This window comes from Brevibacillus sp. BD137, from assembly GCF_041644655.1.
Classification (GTDB): domain Bacteria; phylum Bacillota; class Bacilli; order Brevibacillales; family Brevibacillaceae; genus Brevibacillus; species Brevibacillus brevis_D.
On record NZ_JAOTNO010000007.1, the window covers coordinates 102,409 to 120,055 of the forward strand.

At 45.8% G+C, this 17,647-nt stretch carries 19 protein-coding genes and 1 pseudogene; 15 read left to right on the plus strand and 5 right to left on the minus strand.

What is annotated here, in order from left to right; translation table 11 throughout:
• Nucleotides 1-15 precede the first annotated feature (15 nt).
• The gene (locus ODZ53_RS16995; RefSeq protein WP_372678544.1) at nucleotides 16-1,833 is read right to left on the minus strand and encodes an APC family permease; all 1,818 of its coding nucleotides are present in this window, start codon (nucleotides 1,831-1,833) and stop codon (nucleotides 16-18) included.
• A 177-nt stretch (nucleotides 1,834-2,010) separates the two neighbouring features.
• Between ODZ53_RS16995 and ODZ53_RS17000 the strand changes: the two genes are divergently transcribed.
• The 4 genes from ODZ53_RS17000 to ODZ53_RS17015 all read left to right on the plus strand — a co-directional run bounded on the left by ODZ53_RS17000 (nucleotide 2,011) and on the right by ODZ53_RS17015 (nucleotide 4,895).
• Entirely contained in the window at nucleotides 2,011-2,604 is a 594-nt protein-coding gene (locus tag ODZ53_RS17000) for a YdeI/OmpD-associated family protein (RefSeq protein ID WP_372678546.1), read from the plus strand.
• Between the two features lie 152 nt (nucleotides 2,605-2,756).
• Nucleotides 2,757-3,332 carry a sigma-70 family RNA polymerase sigma factor gene (locus ODZ53_RS17005; protein WP_372678548.1) on the plus strand — a complete coding sequence of 192 codons (576 nt, stop codon included), beginning with the start codon at nucleotides 2,757-2,759 and terminating at the stop codon, nucleotides 3,330-3,332.
• A complete protein-coding gene (locus ODZ53_RS17010) occupies nucleotides 3,322-4,386 on the plus strand; it encodes a hypothetical protein (RefSeq protein ID WP_372678550.1) in 1,065 nt (354 codons plus the stop codon). The genes ODZ53_RS17005 and ODZ53_RS17010 overlap by 11 nt, the downstream gene beginning before the upstream one ends.
• Nucleotides 4,387-4,526: 140 nt before the next feature.
• A complete protein-coding gene (locus tag ODZ53_RS17015) occupies nucleotides 4,527-4,895 on the plus strand; it encodes a hypothetical protein (protein ID WP_050763843.1) in 369 nt (122 codons plus the stop codon).
• 69 nt (nucleotides 4,896-4,964) lie between these two features.
• Here ODZ53_RS17015 and hcp read toward each other — a convergent pair whose 3' ends face one another.
• Complete coding sequence (gene hcp / locus ODZ53_RS17020; protein ID WP_199929716.1) at nucleotides 4,965-6,260, minus strand: hydroxylamine reductase; 1,296 nt, start codon at nucleotides 6,258-6,260, stop codon at nucleotides 4,965-4,967.
• Between the two features lie 145 nt (nucleotides 6,261-6,405).
• On the opposite strand from hcp, the gene ODZ53_RS17025 reads away from it, so the two are divergent.
• Nucleotides 6,406-7,905, plus strand: a complete 1,500-nt coding sequence (locus tag ODZ53_RS17025) for a nitrate/nitrite transporter (RefSeq protein WP_372678552.1) — start codon at nucleotides 6,406-6,408, stop codon at nucleotides 7,903-7,905.
• 83 nt (nucleotides 7,906-7,988) lie between these two features.
• Here ODZ53_RS17025 and ODZ53_RS17030 read toward each other — a convergent pair whose 3' ends face one another.
• On the minus strand, nucleotides 7,989-8,696 hold the full coding sequence (locus tag ODZ53_RS17030; RefSeq protein WP_372678554.1) for a Crp/Fnr family transcriptional regulator: 708 nt from the start codon (nucleotides 8,694-8,696) through the stop codon (nucleotides 7,989-7,991).
• Nucleotides 8,697-8,882: 186 nt separating this feature from the next.
• Here ODZ53_RS17030 and ODZ53_RS17035 point away from each other — a divergent pair, with 186 nt between their 5' ends.
• The 10 genes and pseudogenes from ODZ53_RS17035 to ODZ53_RS17080 all read left to right on the plus strand — a co-directional run bounded on the left by ODZ53_RS17035 (nucleotide 8,883) and on the right by ODZ53_RS17080 (nucleotide 16,223).
• A complete protein-coding gene (locus ODZ53_RS17035; protein ID WP_015892959.1) occupies nucleotides 8,883-9,923 on the plus strand; it encodes a hypothetical protein in 1,041 nt (346 codons plus the stop codon).
• Nucleotides 9,910-12,084 carry a molybdopterin oxidoreductase family protein gene (locus ODZ53_RS17040; RefSeq protein WP_372678556.1) on the plus strand — a complete coding sequence of 725 codons (2,175 nt, stop codon included), beginning with the start codon at nucleotides 9,910-9,912 and terminating at the stop codon, nucleotides 12,082-12,084. The genes ODZ53_RS17035 and ODZ53_RS17040 overlap by 14 nt, the downstream gene beginning before the upstream one ends.
• A complete protein-coding gene (locus ODZ53_RS17045; RefSeq protein WP_087343213.1) occupies nucleotides 12,077-12,646 on the plus strand; it encodes a 4Fe-4S dicluster domain-containing protein in 570 nt (189 codons plus the stop codon). Before ODZ53_RS17040 ends, ODZ53_RS17045 begins: the two co-directional genes overlap by 8 nt.
• 16 nt (nucleotides 12,647-12,662) lie before the next feature.
• Entirely contained in the window at nucleotides 12,663-13,196 is a 534-nt protein-coding gene (locus ODZ53_RS17050) for a Rieske 2Fe-2S domain-containing protein (protein WP_188069696.1), read from the plus strand.
• A complete protein-coding gene (locus ODZ53_RS17055; RefSeq protein ID WP_372678559.1) occupies nucleotides 13,180-13,383 on the plus strand; it encodes a hypothetical protein in 204 nt (67 codons plus the stop codon). Before ODZ53_RS17050 ends, ODZ53_RS17055 begins: the two co-directional genes overlap by 17 nt.
• Before the next feature lie 28 nt (nucleotides 13,384-13,411).
• Nucleotides 13,412-13,729: a hypothetical protein gene (locus ODZ53_RS17060; protein ID WP_372678560.1), complete on the plus strand. Its 318-nt coding sequence runs from the start codon at nucleotides 13,412-13,414 to the stop codon at nucleotides 13,727-13,729.
• 57 nt (nucleotides 13,730-13,786) lie between these two features.
• Nucleotides 13,787-14,299 carry a hemerythrin domain-containing protein gene (locus ODZ53_RS17065; RefSeq protein WP_041749606.1) on the plus strand — a complete coding sequence of 171 codons (513 nt, stop codon included), beginning with the start codon at nucleotides 13,787-13,789 and terminating at the stop codon, nucleotides 14,297-14,299.
• Nucleotides 14,300-14,460: 161 nt separating this feature from the next.
• A complete protein-coding gene (locus ODZ53_RS17070; RefSeq protein WP_372678563.1) occupies nucleotides 14,461-14,745 on the plus strand; it encodes a DUF4183 domain-containing protein in 285 nt (94 codons plus the stop codon).
• 77 nt (nucleotides 14,746-14,822) lie between these two features.
• Nucleotides 14,823-15,173, plus strand: a complete 351-nt coding sequence (locus ODZ53_RS17075; RefSeq protein WP_372678565.1) for a DUF4183 domain-containing protein — start codon at nucleotides 14,823-14,825, stop codon at nucleotides 15,171-15,173.
• Nucleotides 15,174-15,324: 151 nt separating this feature from the next.
• Nucleotides 15,325-16,223, plus strand: a pseudogene (locus ODZ53_RS17080) (SDR family oxidoreductase).
• 7 nt (nucleotides 16,224-16,230) lie between these two features.
• Here ODZ53_RS17080 and ODZ53_RS17085 read toward each other — a convergent pair.
• Both ODZ53_RS17085 and ODZ53_RS17090 read right to left on the minus strand, forming a co-directional pair.
• The gene (locus tag ODZ53_RS17085; RefSeq protein ID WP_372678567.1) at nucleotides 16,231-16,830 is read right to left on the minus strand and encodes an undecaprenyl-diphosphatase; all 600 of its coding nucleotides are present in this window, start codon (nucleotides 16,828-16,830) and stop codon (nucleotides 16,231-16,233) included.
• Between the two features lie 144 nt (nucleotides 16,831-16,974).
• Complete coding sequence (locus ODZ53_RS17090; protein WP_372678568.1) at nucleotides 16,975-17,640, minus strand: hypothetical protein; 666 nt, start codon at nucleotides 17,638-17,640, stop codon at nucleotides 16,975-16,977.
• Nucleotides 17,641-17,647: the final 7 nt, after the last annotated feature.

The window sequence follows — 17,647 nt, forward strand, 5'->3', positions numbered from 1 at the left end:
TTAATGGATACTGCTTCATTTCTTTAACCGGTATGGAACCGTAGCAATTTTTACATCTTGGCGGGCGAATAAATACGCGCGGATCAATAAACTCGTTTGGTTATGAAGTAGGTTATGCCACCAGCGCTTGGTAATAAACTGTGGAATCATGACAGTAACATGGTCTGTTTCTGCTTTTTTCCATTCAACCGTATCAATAAACTTAAACAAAGGTCTTATTATACTGCGATAATGGGAACGCAGGACAATCAAGCGTATTCCCGGATTCCAGACCTCCCATTTTTCCTCCATTTTTTTCATGTCTTCATCACTGAACCCGACGTAGACTGCGACAATGTCGTCTGACAAGGATTGCGCATAACTAATGGTGTTTTTCACCACCTGCGAAATCCCTGCCACAGGAATAACGATGACACTCCCTTTGGGTTCGGGCTTTTCTGTTTCCATATCGAGTCGTAACTCATTTGCCAAATCTCTATAATGCTGATTTATTTTCCTAAAGATGAAAATGACGATAGGAAGGAACACAAAAATCGGCCATACCTGCGTGATTTTTGTAATGAAAAAGATCAGGCAAATGGTAAGGGTCGTTAGCATTCCTAACGTATTAATAATGAAAGGTGTGAACCACCCTCGGGGCTTTTTGGAAATCCAGCGTTTCATCATTCCTGCTTGTGACAAGGTAAACGGTATAAAAACACCGAGCGCATACAAAGGAATTAAGTTTTCCGTTTCACCTTTAAACGCAATCACTAATAGGGCGGAAAGAACTGCCAAGAAAATAATCCCGTTTGAAAACCCAAGACGATCGCCTCGAACCATGAACATATTTGGCATAAATCTGTCCTTGGCAAACATAAAGGCGAGTAAAGGAAAGGCTGCAAAAGCAGTATTAGCCGCCAGGAATAAAATAAGCGCTGTAACAGCTTGTATCGAGTAATACATGATTCCTCGTCCAAAAACAGTAGAAGCTATTTGAGATACCACCGTTTCCTTAGGATTCGGTGAAATACCGTACAAATAGGCCAACAGGCTAATGCCCATGAACATAACTCCGAGGATAAGTCCCATCATGATAAGAGTTAATGCTGCATTTTTGGGTGCGGGGTCCCTGAAGTTGGGAATGGCATTGGATACGGCTTCTACCCCTGTTAATGCGGAACACCCTGAACTAAATGCTCTCAATAGAAGAAATAAGGTTATACCTGGAACAACTGCCCCATATGCTGGGGGATGAGTTTGAACATTTCCCACCAGCCATTGATATCCGCCGCCTATAATTAGGACGAGCATCGCGACAACAAACAAATAAACAGGATACATTAAAATCGTTGCCGATTCTGTGATTCCCCGTAAATTTAATACCGTCACGATGGCAATCATGAACAGTGCAATCAGAACGCGATGTTCATGTAGGACTGGAAATGCCGAAGTAATAGCGTCTGTAGAAGCAGACGTACTAACAGCGACCGTTAAAATGTAGTCCACGAGCAAAGAGCCACCTGCAACCAGTCCCGTAGTCGTTCCTAAATTGTCCTTAGCGACAATGTATGCTCCACCGCCTGTTGTATAAGCAAAGATGGTCTGGCGATAAGACAAAATGAGGATGGTTAAAAGACAGACAACCGCAATGGAGATGGGGAGAGAGTACCACATCGCTACTGCGCCCAAAGAAATTAACACGAGAAGAATCTGTTCTGTTCCGTAAGCGACAGAAGACAGAGCATCAGATGAAAGAACCGCCAAAGCCTTTACTTTATTTAACTTTTCTTCGGCAAGCTCACTTGATTTCATAGGTCTACCGAGTAAAAATCGCTTGAATTCTGAGATCATGTATAGTCCCCTTATCTGACATTTCTCGTTAGTTTTCCCTCTACCACAATAAAATTAGTCAAAAGATGAAGGCCATTAAAAGAAGGAACCTGAATAGCTGATGATCGAATAATACAAATACCATAATGTCAAAACTAAAAATTGACATGACACCAACGAGATGAGGGGTGTTCCTTGATGACAACAAGTAAAACGAATCCTAAGGTCGATGAATTTTTAGGCAAGGCGAAAAAGTGGAAGTCAGAATACGAGAAGTTAAGAAGGATTGTTCTGGACTGTGAGTTGACTGAAGACTTTAAGTGGATGCATCCCTGTTACACGTTTGAGAAAAAAAACATCGTTTTAATACATGGATTTAAAGAATATTGTGCGCTACTGTTTCAAAAAGGTGCTTTGTTAAAAGATCCAAATGGGATTCTCATTCAACAAACGGAGAATGTACAGGCTGCGCGCCAGATCCGGTTCACCGGTGTGGAAGAAATCATGGAAATGGAATCTATTTTGAAGGCCTATATTCAGGAAGCCATTGAGGTTGAAAAAGCTGGTTTGGAAGTGGACTTTAAAAAGCATGAAGAATATGCCATTCCTGAAGAATTTCAAAATAAATTGGATGAAATCCCTGCCTTGAAAACTGCCTTTGAAGCATTGACCCCGGGACGGCAAAGAGCCTACCTGCTTCATTTTTCAGCACCCAAACAAGCCAAAACGCGAGAGTCAAGGGTTGAAAAATGTATGCAGCAAATTCTCGAGGGAAAGGGATTAAATGATTAATGGAAAGAAAAGAGGCGGAAACTACCGCCTCTTTTTCGTGCTTCGCCAAAGGGCTCGTTACATTTTGAAAAAAAAATACGAAGAAAACCGAACCTTTTTTCGATTGAGAGACAATATAGGGTGTAAGCTGCTCACTCAGGAGGGCCCTCTGAATGCAAAACGAAGAAATGTATCAATTACTTATAAAAATGAAAGAGGGTGATCAACAAGCGTTTCATACGATGTATGATGCCACCTTTCAGGACGTATACCGGACCGTCTCCTTTCTGGTTGATCATAAGCAGGATCGGGAAGATATCATGAATGAAATCTATATGCAAATGTGGACCTCACTTGCTAATTACGATACGAACCGTCCTTTCCAGTTCTGGCTGCATGGCCTGGTAATCCGTCAAGTGCAGAGATTTCGGGTCAAGAGCTGGAGGAGATTCCGCATTTTTGAACGCATTCGTGCCTTCTCCCACGAAGAGTCTTATTTGGATGAACATACAGCGTTGATGGATGGTACAAACCAAATGATATCTCAGTCCATACGAGAACTGACCGACAAACAGCGGACAGTGATTATCTTCCGCTTTTATCATGACTATACGCTTGAGGAAATTGCGACTTTGCTCGATATTCCGCTGGGTACAGTCAAGTCCAGATATCATGCTGGCCTCCAGGCGCTTCGAAAATACTTAGGGAATCTCCCCCTGGAAAGGATGGAAAAAATCAATGACTATTGAACGCAAAATCCGTGAACATCTGCACGAAGAGGCACAAACGATGGAGTGCCCGCCGGCCATTTCCAAACGAATCGAACAATCCTATTCTCACTATTTACAACGAAATAGGAGCGAAATAACGATGAAAAAACGATTAATTGGTGGATTAGTTGCTGCTGCGATTTTGATTCCAACCGCAGCATTTGCGGCCCCTGTTGTGATTGACATGCTTACTCGAGCACCAATAACTTCTGAACAAGCCAAGCTGGATGAGGCTGGAAAAGCAACACTTGAGAAGCTGTATCGTGCCATTCCTGAAACAAAATCATTTGAGATTATCAATGCAAGCTACCTTGGAGACCTCAATGATTCAACCAAAAAGGTCCAATTAAGCATCATCTTGCAGGAAAAAGGAGGAACTGGCAAAAAGATTACCCTCCATACAAACGGTATTACGGATGAGATTCAAGACCTGACTCAAGAGAATTGGGAGCCGAAGGAGAAAGCACTCATTACGTTATCTGATCAGGAAATCAAGGGGAAGGTAGATCAGCTCATTGATAAATTGTATGGCAACATCAAAGATTACGAGGTTGGCATGGAGCACATGGACAATCCAGATCAAAAAACATTTATCTTGAATTACACCAAGAAGGGATCAGAAGGAGAGGGTTACCAAGCATTTGTTCAGGGGAATAGCATTAGTCTTGCTCCGGTAGATTTTGAACCATCTAACGCTGAAGTAGAAGGTTATTTCTCTAGAGACGGTAAGCCTGATTATTATGCTGATAACTTCTTAAACGATGAAAAACTGTTCTCTTTACTAAAAATGACCCCGACAGAGTTAAAAGAAGAACTAGCAAAAGGGAAATCTGTTGTGGAGATTGCAGCAGCCAGAAATATCTCGAAACAACAAGTAATTGATGTGATTGCAAAAACACAGGCAGAAGGACAGCTTCAAAATGGAAAAAATAAAGTAACGATCAGCGATGATTTACTGAAACAAATGATGAAAGAAATTGAACCAAAAGTCGTACACGTAATTGAACACAAAACGGAAACGGAATGGAAGTAATAGAGAGGCGGGAAACCGTCTCTTTTTTCGTTAATCAATAAAGTTGTGCGTCCGCCTACGGGAAGATTCTTGATGGCTACGTATACTGTAACGTACGCTTTTGACTTCACGCTCAAGTCAATCGAAAGGAGAGGTCGACCGTGGCAATTGGACAGATGACTCGGGTCAGCTTACCGTACCCCTCTACATGGGAAATTCAAGCGAGCTTCGGTGGAAGACCAACCACGTTGGGCACATTGGTGATATCCAATGTCTCGAATGGCAGGGTCAGCGGTACCGTTAATTTCCGTGGTACTCCGACTCCCATACAAGGAAGTTGGGATGAGAGGTCCAGGCAAATCACGATTGAATCACCTTATGCCAATTTTGTTGGCACCTTGGCTTACAAAGAAGAGCCAACAATTGGGTTGCGACATTATGTATTACGAGGATCGGTTCGAATGAAGCCCCCATCTGTGCGGGCAGGAGAAGTGGGAACATGGACGGCCGTTACGCATTTGCCGCTGTAAGGAAAAAGGAGGCACCTTCCTGTTAGAAGAAGGTGCCTCCTTTTGTGATGTGCGGTTACAGGTGACAGCCTATTGAGTGATTCCGAGCATTTGCTTCATATCTTCTTGAGCATCACCAATCAACTGAATATGGAACAAGTCCTGTAATACTTGCAGAACACCGGGCTGAATGAACTCAGGCAATTTTGGGCCAATCCGTATATCTTGTATCCCCAGGCTAAACAGACCGAGCAGGATGGCAACCGCTTTTTGTTCAAACCAGGAAAGAACGATACTTACCGGCAGCTCGTTCACTTCACACTCGAAGGCATCGGCTAATGCAGCCGCAATCGTAATGGTAGAAACCGAGTTATTGCACTGTCCCAAATCAATATATCTTGGGATGTCGGTACCTGGTACGGTGCCGAAATCTACATCGTTAAAACGGAATTTTCCGCAGGAGGTCGTAAGAATGACTGCTTCTGGTGGTAAGGACGTAGCCAATTCACGGTAATACTCGCCTCCCTTGCCAGGAGCGTCACAACCAGCGATGACGAAGAAGCGTTTGATCTTTCCTTCCTTGACTGCCTGAATAATTTCAGGGGCGATACCCAGAACCGTTTTATGATGATACCCCGTCGTCAGTGTCAGTTCCGATTCGATGGAAACCTCAGGAAGAGACAATGCCTTTTCAATGAGCGGCGCAAAATCGTTTTCTTCGATTTTCGTTACATTTTCCAAACCGGTTATATCATACGAAAAGAAACGATCGGCGTAGCTGCCTCGAATAGGCATCACACAGTTTGTTGTAGCCAGGATAGCGCCGGGAAATTTCTCAAACAACTGGCGTTGATCGTACCATGCTTTCCCGATGTTCCCTTTCAAATGAGGATATTTCTTCAGTGCGGGATAGCCATGTGCAGGCAGCATTTCGGAATGCGTATATACATTGATTCCTTTGCCTTCTGTCTGTTTTAACAGCTCTTCGAGAGCAAACAGATTGTGCCCCGTAACAACGATGCATTTTCCTTCTATTTTGTTTTGCGAGACGGTAATTGGCTGCGGCACTCCGAAATGATCCGTATGAGCCCGATCCAAAAGCTCCATGACTTTTATCGCGGACTTCCCTACTTTCATGGCCATTTGCAAATGTTCGTCCAAGTTGAAATTCACATTCGTCAATGTAAAATAAAGAGCTTCCTGTGTAATCCCGTCCACTTCAGGATCGATATAGCCTAATTGCCGAGCATGTGTGGCATATGCAGCAATTCCTTTTAAAGCAAAAATAATGGTATCCTGAATACTCGCAAGATCTTCATTCTTTCCGCAAACGCCGATGACCTTACAACCACCTGTTGGAGTCTGTTCACATTGATAACAAAACATGTATAATCCACTCCTTCGATTCAAGATTTCGCTTTGATTATAAGCGGATTGCCCGGAAGGAGCTGTGATTAAAATCACAACGAAACCAAACTTTGCCTCTTATCATAGTGGATGAAGAAGATTTCCCAAGTGAGGGGTGTTGTTTATGGTACGAAAATGGCAGTTGCCGTTACAGACGTTGAGTCTTACGGTCGGTTTCATGGTATGGGTCATTCTGTCATCGCTCATGCCTTTTATCAAAGAAACCGTACCCATGAGTGCAAGCGAAGTGGCGTGGGTGACAGCGATTCCTGTTCTTCTTGGATCGCTGCTGAGAATCCCAGTTGGATATTGGAGTAACCGATTTGGCGCGAGGCTATTATTTAGCATCAGCTTTCTCTTGCTGCTGGCTCCTGTCTTCTATATTAGCCAGGCGACCACGTATACCGATTTGTTAATCGGCGGGTTATTTATAGGGATAGGTGGAGCGGTGTTTTCCGTTGGTGTCACGTCTCTACCTAAATACTATCCGAAAGAGAAGCATGGTTCTGTAAACGGAATCTACGGCATGGGCAATATTGGTACAGCGATCACCACTTTTGCAGCGCCAGTTCTGGCTAAATCGTTTGGATGGGCAACCACTGTACAGATGTTTATGCTATTGCTTGTGGGATTCGCAGTGCTTACCTTCTTAATGGGGGATAAAAATGAACCTAAGGTAGTCACTCCTCTTGGTCAGCAGATAAAGAGTGTCTACAAAAACGAAAAGCTGTGGTTAATCAGTTTGTTCTACTTTATTACGTTTGGTTGCTTCGTTGCTTTCACCGTGTATCTCCCGAATTTTTTAGTGAGCCATTTCCAACTGGATAAAGTAGATGCGGGTATGAGAACAGCAGGGTTCATTCTTTTGGCGACACTTGCAAGACCATTGGGGGGCTGGCTAGGCGATAAGTGGAACCCCTTCAAGGCATTGATGATTGTGTTTGCAGGGCTGGCCTTGTCTGGTCTTGTCTTATCGTTTTCGCCATCGATTTTGATGTATACAGTAGGGTGCTTGTTGGTAGCCGCATGTGCCGGAATCGGTAACGGTGCTGTGTTCAAATTAGTGCCGATGTATTTCTCGCGACAAGCGGGGATTGTAAATGGGATCGTATCTGCTATGGGGGGATTAGGAGGATTTTTCCCGCCGTTGATCCTAACGCTGTTGTTTAATCTGACCGGGCATTACGCGATCGGTTTCATGGCGTTATCGCAGTTTGCACTGGTAAGCTTGGTCTTGGTGATGTGGATGTTTTACCAAGAGAAGCTGCAGCTCGCCGCCACCATTATGGAAAAGACGGGAGAGGCGATACTGATTACCGATACGCGAGGAGTCATTAAAAGTGCGAACCACGCTTTTACGAAAGTGACTGGTTATGAGATGAATGAAGTGATTGGCAAGTCCCCCAATATTTTAAAATCAGGCAGGCAGAATGCCGATTTCTATCAAAAGATGTGGGACTCGATCAAGAAGAATGGCTATTGGCAAGGAGAGATCTGGAATCGTCGGAAGAATGGGGATCAGTATCTCCAATGGTTAACGATTAGCGCGATTCTGGACGATGCAGGAGACGTCGAGTACTATGCTGGCATGTTCAGCGAGCTCGCGGAGCAAAGACATGGATAAAGAAGCTTGAATCACTGATGAAAAAAAGTCTTGGACGGACAAGTCCAGGACTTTTTTTGTGCAGGAAAATATGTAGACTTTGCTCACATTTGACAAATATCAGGTGGGCAATCATCACAATAAATCGCTTCTTTTAAATAGGCAAGGTCCTTAATCAAGATATGCCCGTGGGGAAGCAGATCGATAGAATCCTGTTTTTTTAGATCGGAAAGCATCCGGTTGACACTTTCTCGTGTCAGACCAATGAATTGTGCCAAATCACGATTGGTAAGGGAAAGGTCGATGAGGATTCCGTCGGGGTGTGGCTTGCCGTACGTGTTACTCATGCGGATTAGCGTTGAATACAAGGCGCCGATTTTGCCATTGAGTAGCAAATCGCGAAATTTGGACTGCATCCGCCTGTTCATCAATCCCATCCAACGTAGGAAGTCTACGCAAAATTGGCCGTTTTTGATGAGCATTTTTTCCAACCCTTGTCGCGGGATGATCCATACCTCACCCTCCATCAACATGGTTCCTGTGGAGGTGTACGTTAATTCCTGTTCGAAGAGCCCGGAAACGCCAACTAGCTCTCCTGCACCAAATACTTGCAGTGTTAATTCTTTTCCATCGTTCGTGTTTTTTGTGAGCTTGATTTGGCCCGACGAAATTAAGAAAAGCTGATCGGCTCTTTCACCATCCAAAAACAGAACGGCTCCGCAAACGAAATTTTTCCGAACAGAAAACGTTTCAAGGCAATTCACAAAATCGGAAGAAATCTGCTCGACAAACGTTGTACCATTTCCGGTCATGTGGGTCCCCCTTACAACAAGGATATATAGGTAACTCATTATATCATCCGTAAACAATAGTTTGGGAAGAGAAAATCGTCCTGATTGTGGCAGTGGTGTGAGGTAAATCACAACCTGGGTTTCGAGCCATTGCTACAATGGTCTCGAGCGAAAGGAAAAAATGAGCAGCAGCAGGGAGGGTGTTGTATGAACTATTTATTTGCTTCCAAAGTGGCGAAGCGTGCTTTTATCATCATTGCTTGCTTGTTCGTCCTAAGTTACGTGGGAACACGTTTTTTCACGCATATTGATTTGGCGCTTTACGGCTATATGGTGGGGACCCTAGTCTTTATCGGAGGTTTCCTTTATCGATTTTCTGCGTGGGCAGATCGCCCGCCAACGAATGTCATTTTGAAAAAGGGGCTACGCCTTCTCTTTCGTAAAAGCACGGCGAATACAGCAGTGGATCATCTGGCCATCTATCGCTTTATTTGGAATCGGGGATGGTACCGCTGGACACAGCACATTTTGCTCGGATGGGGATGTATCTTGGCCGCGTTTGTCACCTTTCCGTTAGTGTTTGGCTGGATGTACTTCACGATGACGGACAATGGCTACTATCAGGTCGTATTCATGGGTGTGGATGTTCTGACCGTACAAGCGGATGGCTGGATTGCGTTTCTCTTTTACAACGCGTTGAACATTACTGCTTTTATGGTCATCGGTGGAGCAGTCATGGCCTTGTATCGCAGATTAAAGAACATGCAGGCACGGGCTGAACAATCCTTTGTCTACGACTTTTTGCCTTTATACCTGCTGCTGTTTATCAGCGTGACAGGCTTGATGTTAACCGCAAGCAATATGTTCTTAGGGGGCTTTGGGCACCCGGTCATATCAGTCACTCATCAATTTGCAGTGATTGTAACATTGATATATCTGCCATTCGGAAAACTGGCTCACATACCGTTCCGTCCCATGAGTGTGTTTGCACGAAATTACCGTGAGCACTATGGCGAGCAGGAAATGAAAAAGTGCAAAGTGTGCAGCAATGAGTTTGTTTCTGCGGAACAGTCCGCAGATGTAATCAACGTGCTGGGTAAAAACGAAATGGCTTTTCAAATGGAAGAAGGATTCCACTTGGCTGAACTTTGCTTGCCGTGCCGCAGAAAATACCGGATGTTCCGCTTTACAGGAGTTCCTACGCACGAGATCAATGCCAGGGAGGCAAATCAACATGCCAAAGGATAAATTTTTTAAAGTAATGGAAAACAAGATACATCCGAATGAGAAATTGGTCAGCACGCACTGCAGCTACTGCGGTATGCAATGCGGGATGAACCTGCGTGTAGATACAACGACGAACAAAATTATTGGAGTGGAGCCACGATACGATTTCCCTGTCAATCTGGGGAAGATGTGCCCAAAAGGGGTGACGGCTTATCAGCAGGTGAACCATCCGGATCGGATACAGCGGCCGTTGATTCGAACAGATGCTTCATTAAAAGGCACGGCGGAAGGTTTTCGGGAAGCGTCATGGGAAGAAGCGCTTGACTTGATCGTTTCCAAGTTCAAGGAGTTGCAGCACAACTATGGCAAAGATACCTTGTCTGTTTACTCTGGCGTTTCCATGACGAACGAAAAATGCTACCTAACGGGTAAGTTTGCGCGGGTTGCCTTGCAAACTCGCTATATCGACTATAATGGCCGCTTCTGTATGTCCTCCGCAGCGGCAGGATTGAATCGAAGCTTGGGGATTGACCGCGGTTCTACCATTCCCTGGACGGACATTCACCAAACAGACTGCTTGTTTTTGGCCGGATCAAACGCGGCCGAGTGTCATCCAACCAGCATGTTCCGTATTTGGGAAGTGCAAAATCGAGGCGGCTATCTGATCGTAGCCGATCCAAGGGAAACGCCTTTGGCACGTCGGGCTGATATCCACTTGGATCTGCGGCCCGGTACGGATTTGGCGCTGGCAAACGGAATCGTTCATCTCCTGATCGAGAATGGACATATAGATGAAGACTTTATTCGAAATCATACGAATGGTTTTGAAGAAACAAAAGAAGTGGTTGCTACCTTCACACCGGAGTATGTCAGCGAAATAACAGGAGTTTCGGTGGAGAAGATTGTGCGGGCTGCCGACATTTTCGGGAGGGCACCCGATGCGATTGTGATGTTTTGCCGTGGAGTGGAACAGCAAGCGAAAGGGACAGACAACGTATCGGCCTACACGAACATGTCGCTCGTCACAGGCAAGATTGGCCGCCCAAAATCAGGGGTTGCAACCCTTACTGGTCAAGGAAACGGTCAAGGTGGGCGGGAACACGGACAAAAAGCCGATCAATTGCCTGGCTACCGCAAGCTGGACAATCCTGAACATGTGCGTGAAATAGCGTGTGCCTGGGGCATTCCCGCGGAAGAGATGCCGCAGAAAGGTGTCTCTGCCTATGAGATGTTCCAGCTCATGAAGGATAAAACGATTCGCAGCTTATACTTACTCTGCTCCAATCCGGTTGTAAGTGCGCCAAATCTAAATCATGTTCGGGAGTCCCTGAAAAGTCTGAATTTTATGGTTTGCTGCGACTTTTACTTGTCGGAATCAGCTGAATACGCCGATGTCGTTCTTCCCGTTACGACTTGGGCAGAGGACGATGGAACGACAACCAATCTCGAAGGACGCATCATTCGTCACCGTCAGGCACAGGAATGGTTTGCCGAATCCAAGCCTGACTGGTGGATTCAGATAGAAATCGCCAAAAGAATGGGGCGCGGACAATTCTTTACTCACTTGAAGTCTCCTCAGGATATTTTCAATGAAATACGTCAGGTCTCCAAAGGCGGGGTAGCTGATTACTACGGCGTCACCTACGAGAAAATTGATCAAAACAACGGTGTTTTCTGGCCGTGCCGCGAGGAAGGCGACGAGGGACAGCCCCATTTATTCCTGGATAAAAAATTTTATCACCCGGATGGCAAAGCCAAAATATGTGCGCTGCCTTACCGTCCGCCAGCGGAGGAGCCGGATGAAGAATATCCTTTGCGGTTAACGACGGGACGAGTTGTGTTCCACTATTTGTCCGGGAACCAGACAAGACGAATCCCGTTTTTGAAGGACATGTATCCTGATCCGCTGCTAGAGGTTCACCCAAAAACAGCAACACGTTACGGTATTGAACACGATGAGCTGGTCACTCTGAAAACGAGAAGAGGCGAGGCGCAGTACCGCGTGAAAGTGATCGAGGCGATTCGAGAGGATACGGTGTTTGTTCCGTACCATTGGGGAAAAGCGCAGTCTATCAATCTGCTGACCAACCCGGCATTGGACCCATATAGCAAAATGCCAGAGTTTAAAGCGTGCGCCGCGAAAATCATCAAGCACAAACATGGAGGAGTTCGCCATGGGTAAACAAGTCTTATACATCGAAATGGATAATTGCATTGGTTGTCGAAGCTGCTTGGCGGCGTGTACACAGTGTGGAGGTCACGACAGCCGAAACCGAAACTACGTACTGGAAGTCGACCCGTTTATCAGCAGACAAACGATTCCACTCATGTGCTTCCATTGCGTTAATCCTGCTTGCGCCCGCAGCTGTCCTGCTCAGGCGATTCAAATCGCGGATAATGGGGCCGTATTGTCAGCCTTGGTAGAGAAATGCATCGGTTGCCAAAATTGTACGATTGCCTGCCCCTATGGGATTCCTAAATTTGATCAAGAGCAGAATCTCATGTACAAGTGCGATCTATGCTACGACCGTACGAAAGAGGGAATCCCGCCGATGTGCGCTTCGGTTTGCCCGACAAACACCTTGCAGTGGATTGAGGAAGCAGAGCTGGAAGAAAAACGGGCACAGATTCCTTTGGCCAATGGCAAATGGACTGCCAGCCACGACCCGGATGTGCTGGAAGGCGAAACCAATGTGAAAATTAGCCTGCCTGGCATTCTGCAGGGCAAACAGAAGCTATTCTAGAGGGGAGATATACCTTATGGAGAACGAGAAAACCCGCCCCATTCCGTTGAAGGATGACAATTACACGCATAACATCAATCGTTCCAATGAGCGTAGTCTGGATCGACGGAGTTTTATGAAAACAATGGTAGGAGCGGCCGGTCTTTTCGCGGCATCTACTCTGCCATGGGGAGCATTGGCTGCCAAGGAGCTGATGAGTTCATCCAGCAAGTCGTATCCCACACAAAAAATCGCGAATCTCAGCGATATAAAACCCGGAGATGCGATTGAGTTTGCTTATCCAGGAGAGCATGACAGCGCGTTGTTCGTTTATGTGAAGGAAAAGGAATACAAGGCGTATCAAAATGCATGTACCCACCTGCGTTGTCCGGTATTTTGGGACCGGGATGAGAAAGAGCTGCTATGTCCTTGCCATCATGGGAAATTTGATATTGCCACAGGTAATCCGCTCGCTGGTCCCCCAAGAAGACCACTTCCGGAAATTTTGCTGCAAGAGAAAGATGGAGCCGTATACGCTGTAGGGGTGAAGAAATATGAAGAGCAGCTATAGAGGTGTCATCCTATTAGCATTGATCTTGTTCGCCAGCATTGTTTGCACGCAGTACACAGTCAACATGTATTTTGCACAGCGATATATGGAGGTACTCTTGCTCAGCGGTGCAACGGTAGTGTTGTTCCCACTAGCATGGATGGTATTGAGAAAAGACCAGCGAGATCGAAGAGAACAAGAGAAATAATCTGGGAAAGGGAGTGTGATCAGTTGCCATGAATCCTAGTAAGCAAACGATTGCCGAGCTTCACCAAGAGCTGCCTGCCTTGGTAGATAAAAAAATGGGGATACTCATTCAAGATTTGGCGGATAATGCTGAACCACACAGTCCGGCTCTCTTAGAAAGGCAGCTGGCAAAATGGGAGATCACGGAGGATGAAGAGCATCTGCGACTCTATTTTAATCCTTGCCAGTTTCTTGCGATTCCCATCCAGAATGGACCGGTTTCTTTTTCGCAAGAGGATGACTGTATTCGAATGGTTGCTAGGGACAATCGGGGACAGCTAGCGTATCGCATTTCTTTTGGTAACTAACTCCCACTAGTAGATGGAGGGATTGTAATGGGACCACCGCCTATAGGATGTATGGGGATGATGCAGGAGTTTGAAGGGAGAAGGAAGTTGTGTCCAGCCCTGGAAAAACTGAAAGACGAGCACCTAGCATTAGCTGAGCAGATGAATGAGCTCGTTCATCTGGCAAATAACCTGAAAGCTACTGCCGAACCTACGAAACGAAAAAAAGGCTTAACAGAACTCCATGAGCTGGCGTCCTCATTTCGAGCGGAACTGGAGAAACACTCCAGACGTGAGGAGGAAGACCTGTATCCCCTGATGGCTAACTATATCGAACGGGAGATGGGACCGATTGCTGTCATGGAGGAAGAGCATGATCTTATTCATGAAAGCCTGATGTCGTTCATGCGAATCGTAGAAAAGGAAAAGTCTGAACCAGTTGAAATAGAAGCGGTCCACACTCATTTGCTGAAGTCAATAGAAATCCTCATGGAACATTTCTTTAAAGAAGAGAGTGTGCTCTTCCCGATGGCAGAATACGTATTGAGTGACGCAGAAAAAGAGCAGTTGCGAGTACTGTTTCAAGCTTAGAAATCATGTAGCCCTCCTACTGGTAAAAGTGGGAGGGTGATTTCGTTTTCTAATTATATTCTTTTGAGGGGAAATGTGCATGTTTCTACTGTCATTTGTCGGTTTCAATCTAATGAAACCAATCATTTACTAGTAGGGATTAATTAGAGGAGGTGTTCGAAGTGCCGATTGTTAAACCGTATCTAACCTCATTGAGATTTACGTCCACCATGGGTGCTGGAACTGGTACTGGTGCAACGTTTGCCATTGCGGCAACTGCATTTACCACTGACGCGGGCGCTGCTGCCACAGCATTTCCTGGTACGTTTGCTTTTTACAATCTCTACATCAATGGGGTCATTCAGGCAGGCAATACTTCTACAATCACAACAACAGCGATCACGATTCCAGATGGAGATGCCGAAAACGGTGGTACACCTATAGTTGTAGAGTTTGTAGTTACCTAAGAGGAATAGGATGGTGGCCCCAGATGGATGGAATGTGCCTGGGGTTCGAAGCATTTCGAGAAAGGACGAGTGATTGCATGAGGCACTATGTCACACAGTCATACACAGTGAGGAGACAGAGTCTGCAAATCGTGCCGCCCTGTCCCCCATGTCCATGTACGCCTGGTATCATACGAACAGAAACCTATCAGTATACAGCAATTTCAGATGGAGTCAAAAATGTGTATACCAACAGTGATGCTGTCATGCCATTCAGTACTTCTGGGATTCTGGATCCGAATGAAGTTTCGGTTGTGAATCTATTCATCAATGGAATGCTACAACCTCCCAATTTGTATGTTGTCCAGCCGGGAGTTTTGATTCTGAGTGACATTCCTGTACAAGGTGTTCCTCTTATTCTTCAGTTCATCAAGATGATTGTCTCATAAATGGTAGCTTCCATCTCGGGAAAAGGTCATGTCATACATACATGCCACTTTCCTTCCATGTTGTGCCCTTGATGGCGTACACGGCGCACATCAAGGAGGGTAGGCGAATATCATGGCGATATCGACTGAAACCGTACAGGAGGTATTTTCCATGTATCCGAGATACCCATACTACAGTTACAAAACTACTTGCGAAGAGACTCCCCTCACGTTTCCGCCTCAGCATCAGGAGCGACAACCGGGGATGGAATACTTGATGGTCCGCGACCGATTTTCGATAATCCTGACTATATCGGAAGCGGCAAGCTTCGGGGAAAGGTAGCGATTATAACGGGTGGAGATAGCGGGATCGGCCGGGCCGTAGCGGTTGCTTTTGCGAAGGAGGGGGCAGCTGTAGCGATTCCTTATTTGGATGAGCACATCGACGCCGAGGAGACCAAGCAAGTCGTTGAGTATTACGGAGGGCAATGTTTGCTGCTGCCTGGAGACTTGCGCGACGAGGCTTGGTGTCGGGAGGTAGTACGCCAAACGGTTGCTTGTTTTGGTAAAGTGGATGTGCTTGTTTTGAATCAAGGCGTACAGTTTCCACAAGAAAGCATCCTCCAGATAAGTCGCGAGCAACTGGAAGACACGTTTCGCACCAACCTTTTCCCCTTATTTTACATCACACAAGAGTCGTTGCCGCATTTGCAGCCAGGCAGTTCCATCATTAGTACGGCTTCGGTTACTGCCTATGCCGGTCATCCGGAATTGGTTGATTATTCAGCAACCAAAGGGGCCATCGTCTCCTTTACCCGCTCCTTGTCCCTTCAATTGATCAAGCAAGGCATCAGGGTGAATGCAGTTGCTCCTGGACCAATCTGGACACCGCTGCAAGTATCCAGCTATTCGGCAGAATACATCACAACTTTGGGTGTCGACACGCCGATGCGTCGCGCAGGACAGCCGTTTGAGCTGGCTCCGACCTATGTCTACCTGGCCTCGGATGATTCGGGATATGTCACGGGCCAGGTATTGCATGTCAATGGTGGAACGATAACAGGGACGTAGCGGTGAATTAAAAGTCTCTCGTCTTCGATTTGGTAGGCAAGATCGCTTGCTCTCCCTTTTCATAGAAAGCCAGTAGAGTATGGACAAAACTCAATCTCGGCACGATTATATAGACCGCTAAGGCAGACCCAATGCTGATCAAGGCACCCACAATGACATCTGCCGGATAATGAACGCCTACCAAAATGCGAGAAAGCCCGACACAAACAGCAAGCAGCATCCAGAGTGGCCCCGTCGTCTTTCTAAAAAGCCAGTAGGTCATGCAAAAGGAAAAAAACAAGATCGTATGGTCGCTCGGAAATGAATTGTCGACCGCTTTTTGTACCAATTGATTGACATTCGCAAGCTCTGCGAATGGCTGATTATTCGCATGAAGGCTTCCAGCTACTTTCCCGAATAGCTCAGCGATGACAAACGTAAACGTCGCACAAACGATCATGATGCGATTCTCATTTTTTCTCGTAAACCAATACACCAAAGCGCTCAACGCGAGAATAAACACCGTATACTCCGCTACGTAAAAAGACACGGGATTGAGAGCCGGATACTCTTTCCCCAAGTCATTAATCAAGCGAAAATAGTGAATGTTGATTTCCATGCCATTCATTTTGGAGATCCCCCTTTACACATGTAACAGGAGAATTTTAATCCATAAGAGAGAAACGGGAAATTGATTTACCTTACGAAATATTACAGGGTTGTAAGGTTGGTTCGGTAGCATCAAAAAAGAGACGGCAGAACCGTCTCTTTTTCATTGGGCAAAAGTTTTTTGTTTTTTGTTTTTGCCCGCTGCTTTGGGATAAATGTCTTTTTTGACAGCCTTTAATTTTCCGGCACGATCCAGGGTCACGTTGATGGTATGATCCGGGGAAGTGTAAATGACAAGAACCTGTGTCTTGTTTTCCTGGACAGTAGAGGAGTTGATCTGTGAGAACTTGTATTTTTCTGCTTGCTTTCCAAACAAAAGCTTGAGGTGCTCCCTGCCTTTTTTGATCGCTTCCTCATCACCTAAAACTTCTTTCGAAGAGGGGAGTCCGTTTTGAATGTCGACGCTGATCAGCTCTCCTGTACTTGCGTTTACATGAACAACTCCGAAGTCTGGGGTAGTACCGTCTGGTTTGCTCGACAAGATCACTTCCAGACGTTCGATCGGACCAGAAGTGGCGGCAACTTTCTCTTTTACGATGGAGGCGATGTGATAGTTCTTCAGGTCAGGGATGGCTTCTTTGACGTGATTCAGAGTCGCTTTTGCTTTTTGATTCAGATCGTTTATGGAAAGCTCTTCTAACTTGGTCGCAGTTACAGTTGCTTTCTCTTTGTGGGAAGAGGCTGCTGCGGCTTCGTTGGTCAGAATAGGTGTGTTTGGCAAAAGGAGTGCCGCTATCAGGGTGAATGCGAGTACCTTACGCTTGGTCATTTTGATC

Bases quoted from the DNA above. Each gene is read 5' to 3' on its own strand.
- ODZ53_RS16995 (WP_372678544.1), bottom strand. From the start codon at position 1,833: ATGATCTCAGAATTCAAGCGATTTTTACTCGGTAGACCTATGAAATCA.
- ODZ53_RS17000 (WP_372678546.1), top strand. From the start codon at position 2,011: ATGACAACAAGTAAAACGAATCCTAAGGTCGATGAATTTTTAGGCAAG.
- ODZ53_RS17005 (WP_372678548.1), top strand. From the start codon at position 2,757: ATGCAAAACGAAGAAATGTATCAATTACTTATAAAAATGAAAGAGGGT.
- ODZ53_RS17010 (WP_372678550.1), top strand. From the start codon at position 3,322: ATGACTATTGAACGCAAAATCCGTGAACATCTGCACGAAGAGGCACAA.
- hcp (WP_199929716.1), bottom strand. From the start codon at position 6,260: ATGTTTTGTTATCAATGTGAACAGACTCCAACAGGTGGTTGTAAGGTC.
- ODZ53_RS17025 (WP_372678552.1), top strand. From the start codon at position 6,406: ATGGTACGAAAATGGCAGTTGCCGTTACAGACGTTGAGTCTTACGGTC.
- ODZ53_RS17030 (WP_372678554.1), bottom strand. From the start codon at position 8,696: ATGACCGGAAATGGTACAACGTTTGTCGAGCAGATTTCTTCCGATTTT.
- ODZ53_RS17035 (WP_015892959.1), top strand. From the start codon at position 8,883: ATGAACTATTTATTTGCTTCCAAAGTGGCGAAGCGTGCTTTTATCATC.
- ODZ53_RS17040 (WP_372678556.1), top strand. From the start codon at position 9,910: ATGCCAAAGGATAAATTTTTTAAAGTAATGGAAAACAAGATACATCCG.
- ODZ53_RS17045 (WP_087343213.1), top strand. From the start codon at position 12,077: ATGGGTAAACAAGTCTTATACATCGAAATGGATAATTGCATTGGTTGT.
- ODZ53_RS17050 (WP_188069696.1), top strand. From the start codon at position 12,663: ATGGAGAACGAGAAAACCCGCCCCATTCCGTTGAAGGATGACAATTAC.
- ODZ53_RS17055 (WP_372678559.1), top strand. From the start codon at position 13,180: ATGAAGAGCAGCTATAGAGGTGTCATCCTATTAGCATTGATCTTGTTC.
- ODZ53_RS17060 (WP_372678560.1), top strand. From the start codon at position 13,412: ATGAATCCTAGTAAGCAAACGATTGCCGAGCTTCACCAAGAGCTGCCT.
- ODZ53_RS17065 (WP_041749606.1), top strand. From the start codon at position 13,787: ATGATGCAGGAGTTTGAAGGGAGAAGGAAGTTGTGTCCAGCCCTGGAA.
- ODZ53_RS17075 (WP_372678565.1), top strand. From the start codon at position 14,823: ATGAGGCACTATGTCACACAGTCATACACAGTGAGGAGACAGAGTCTG.
- ODZ53_RS17085 (WP_372678567.1), bottom strand. From the start codon at position 16,830: ATGAATGGCATGGAAATCAACATTCACTATTTTCGCTTGATTAATGAC.
- ODZ53_RS17090 (WP_372678568.1), bottom strand. From the start codon at position 17,640: ATGACCAAGCGTAAGGTACTCGCATTCACCCTGATAGCGGCACTCCTT.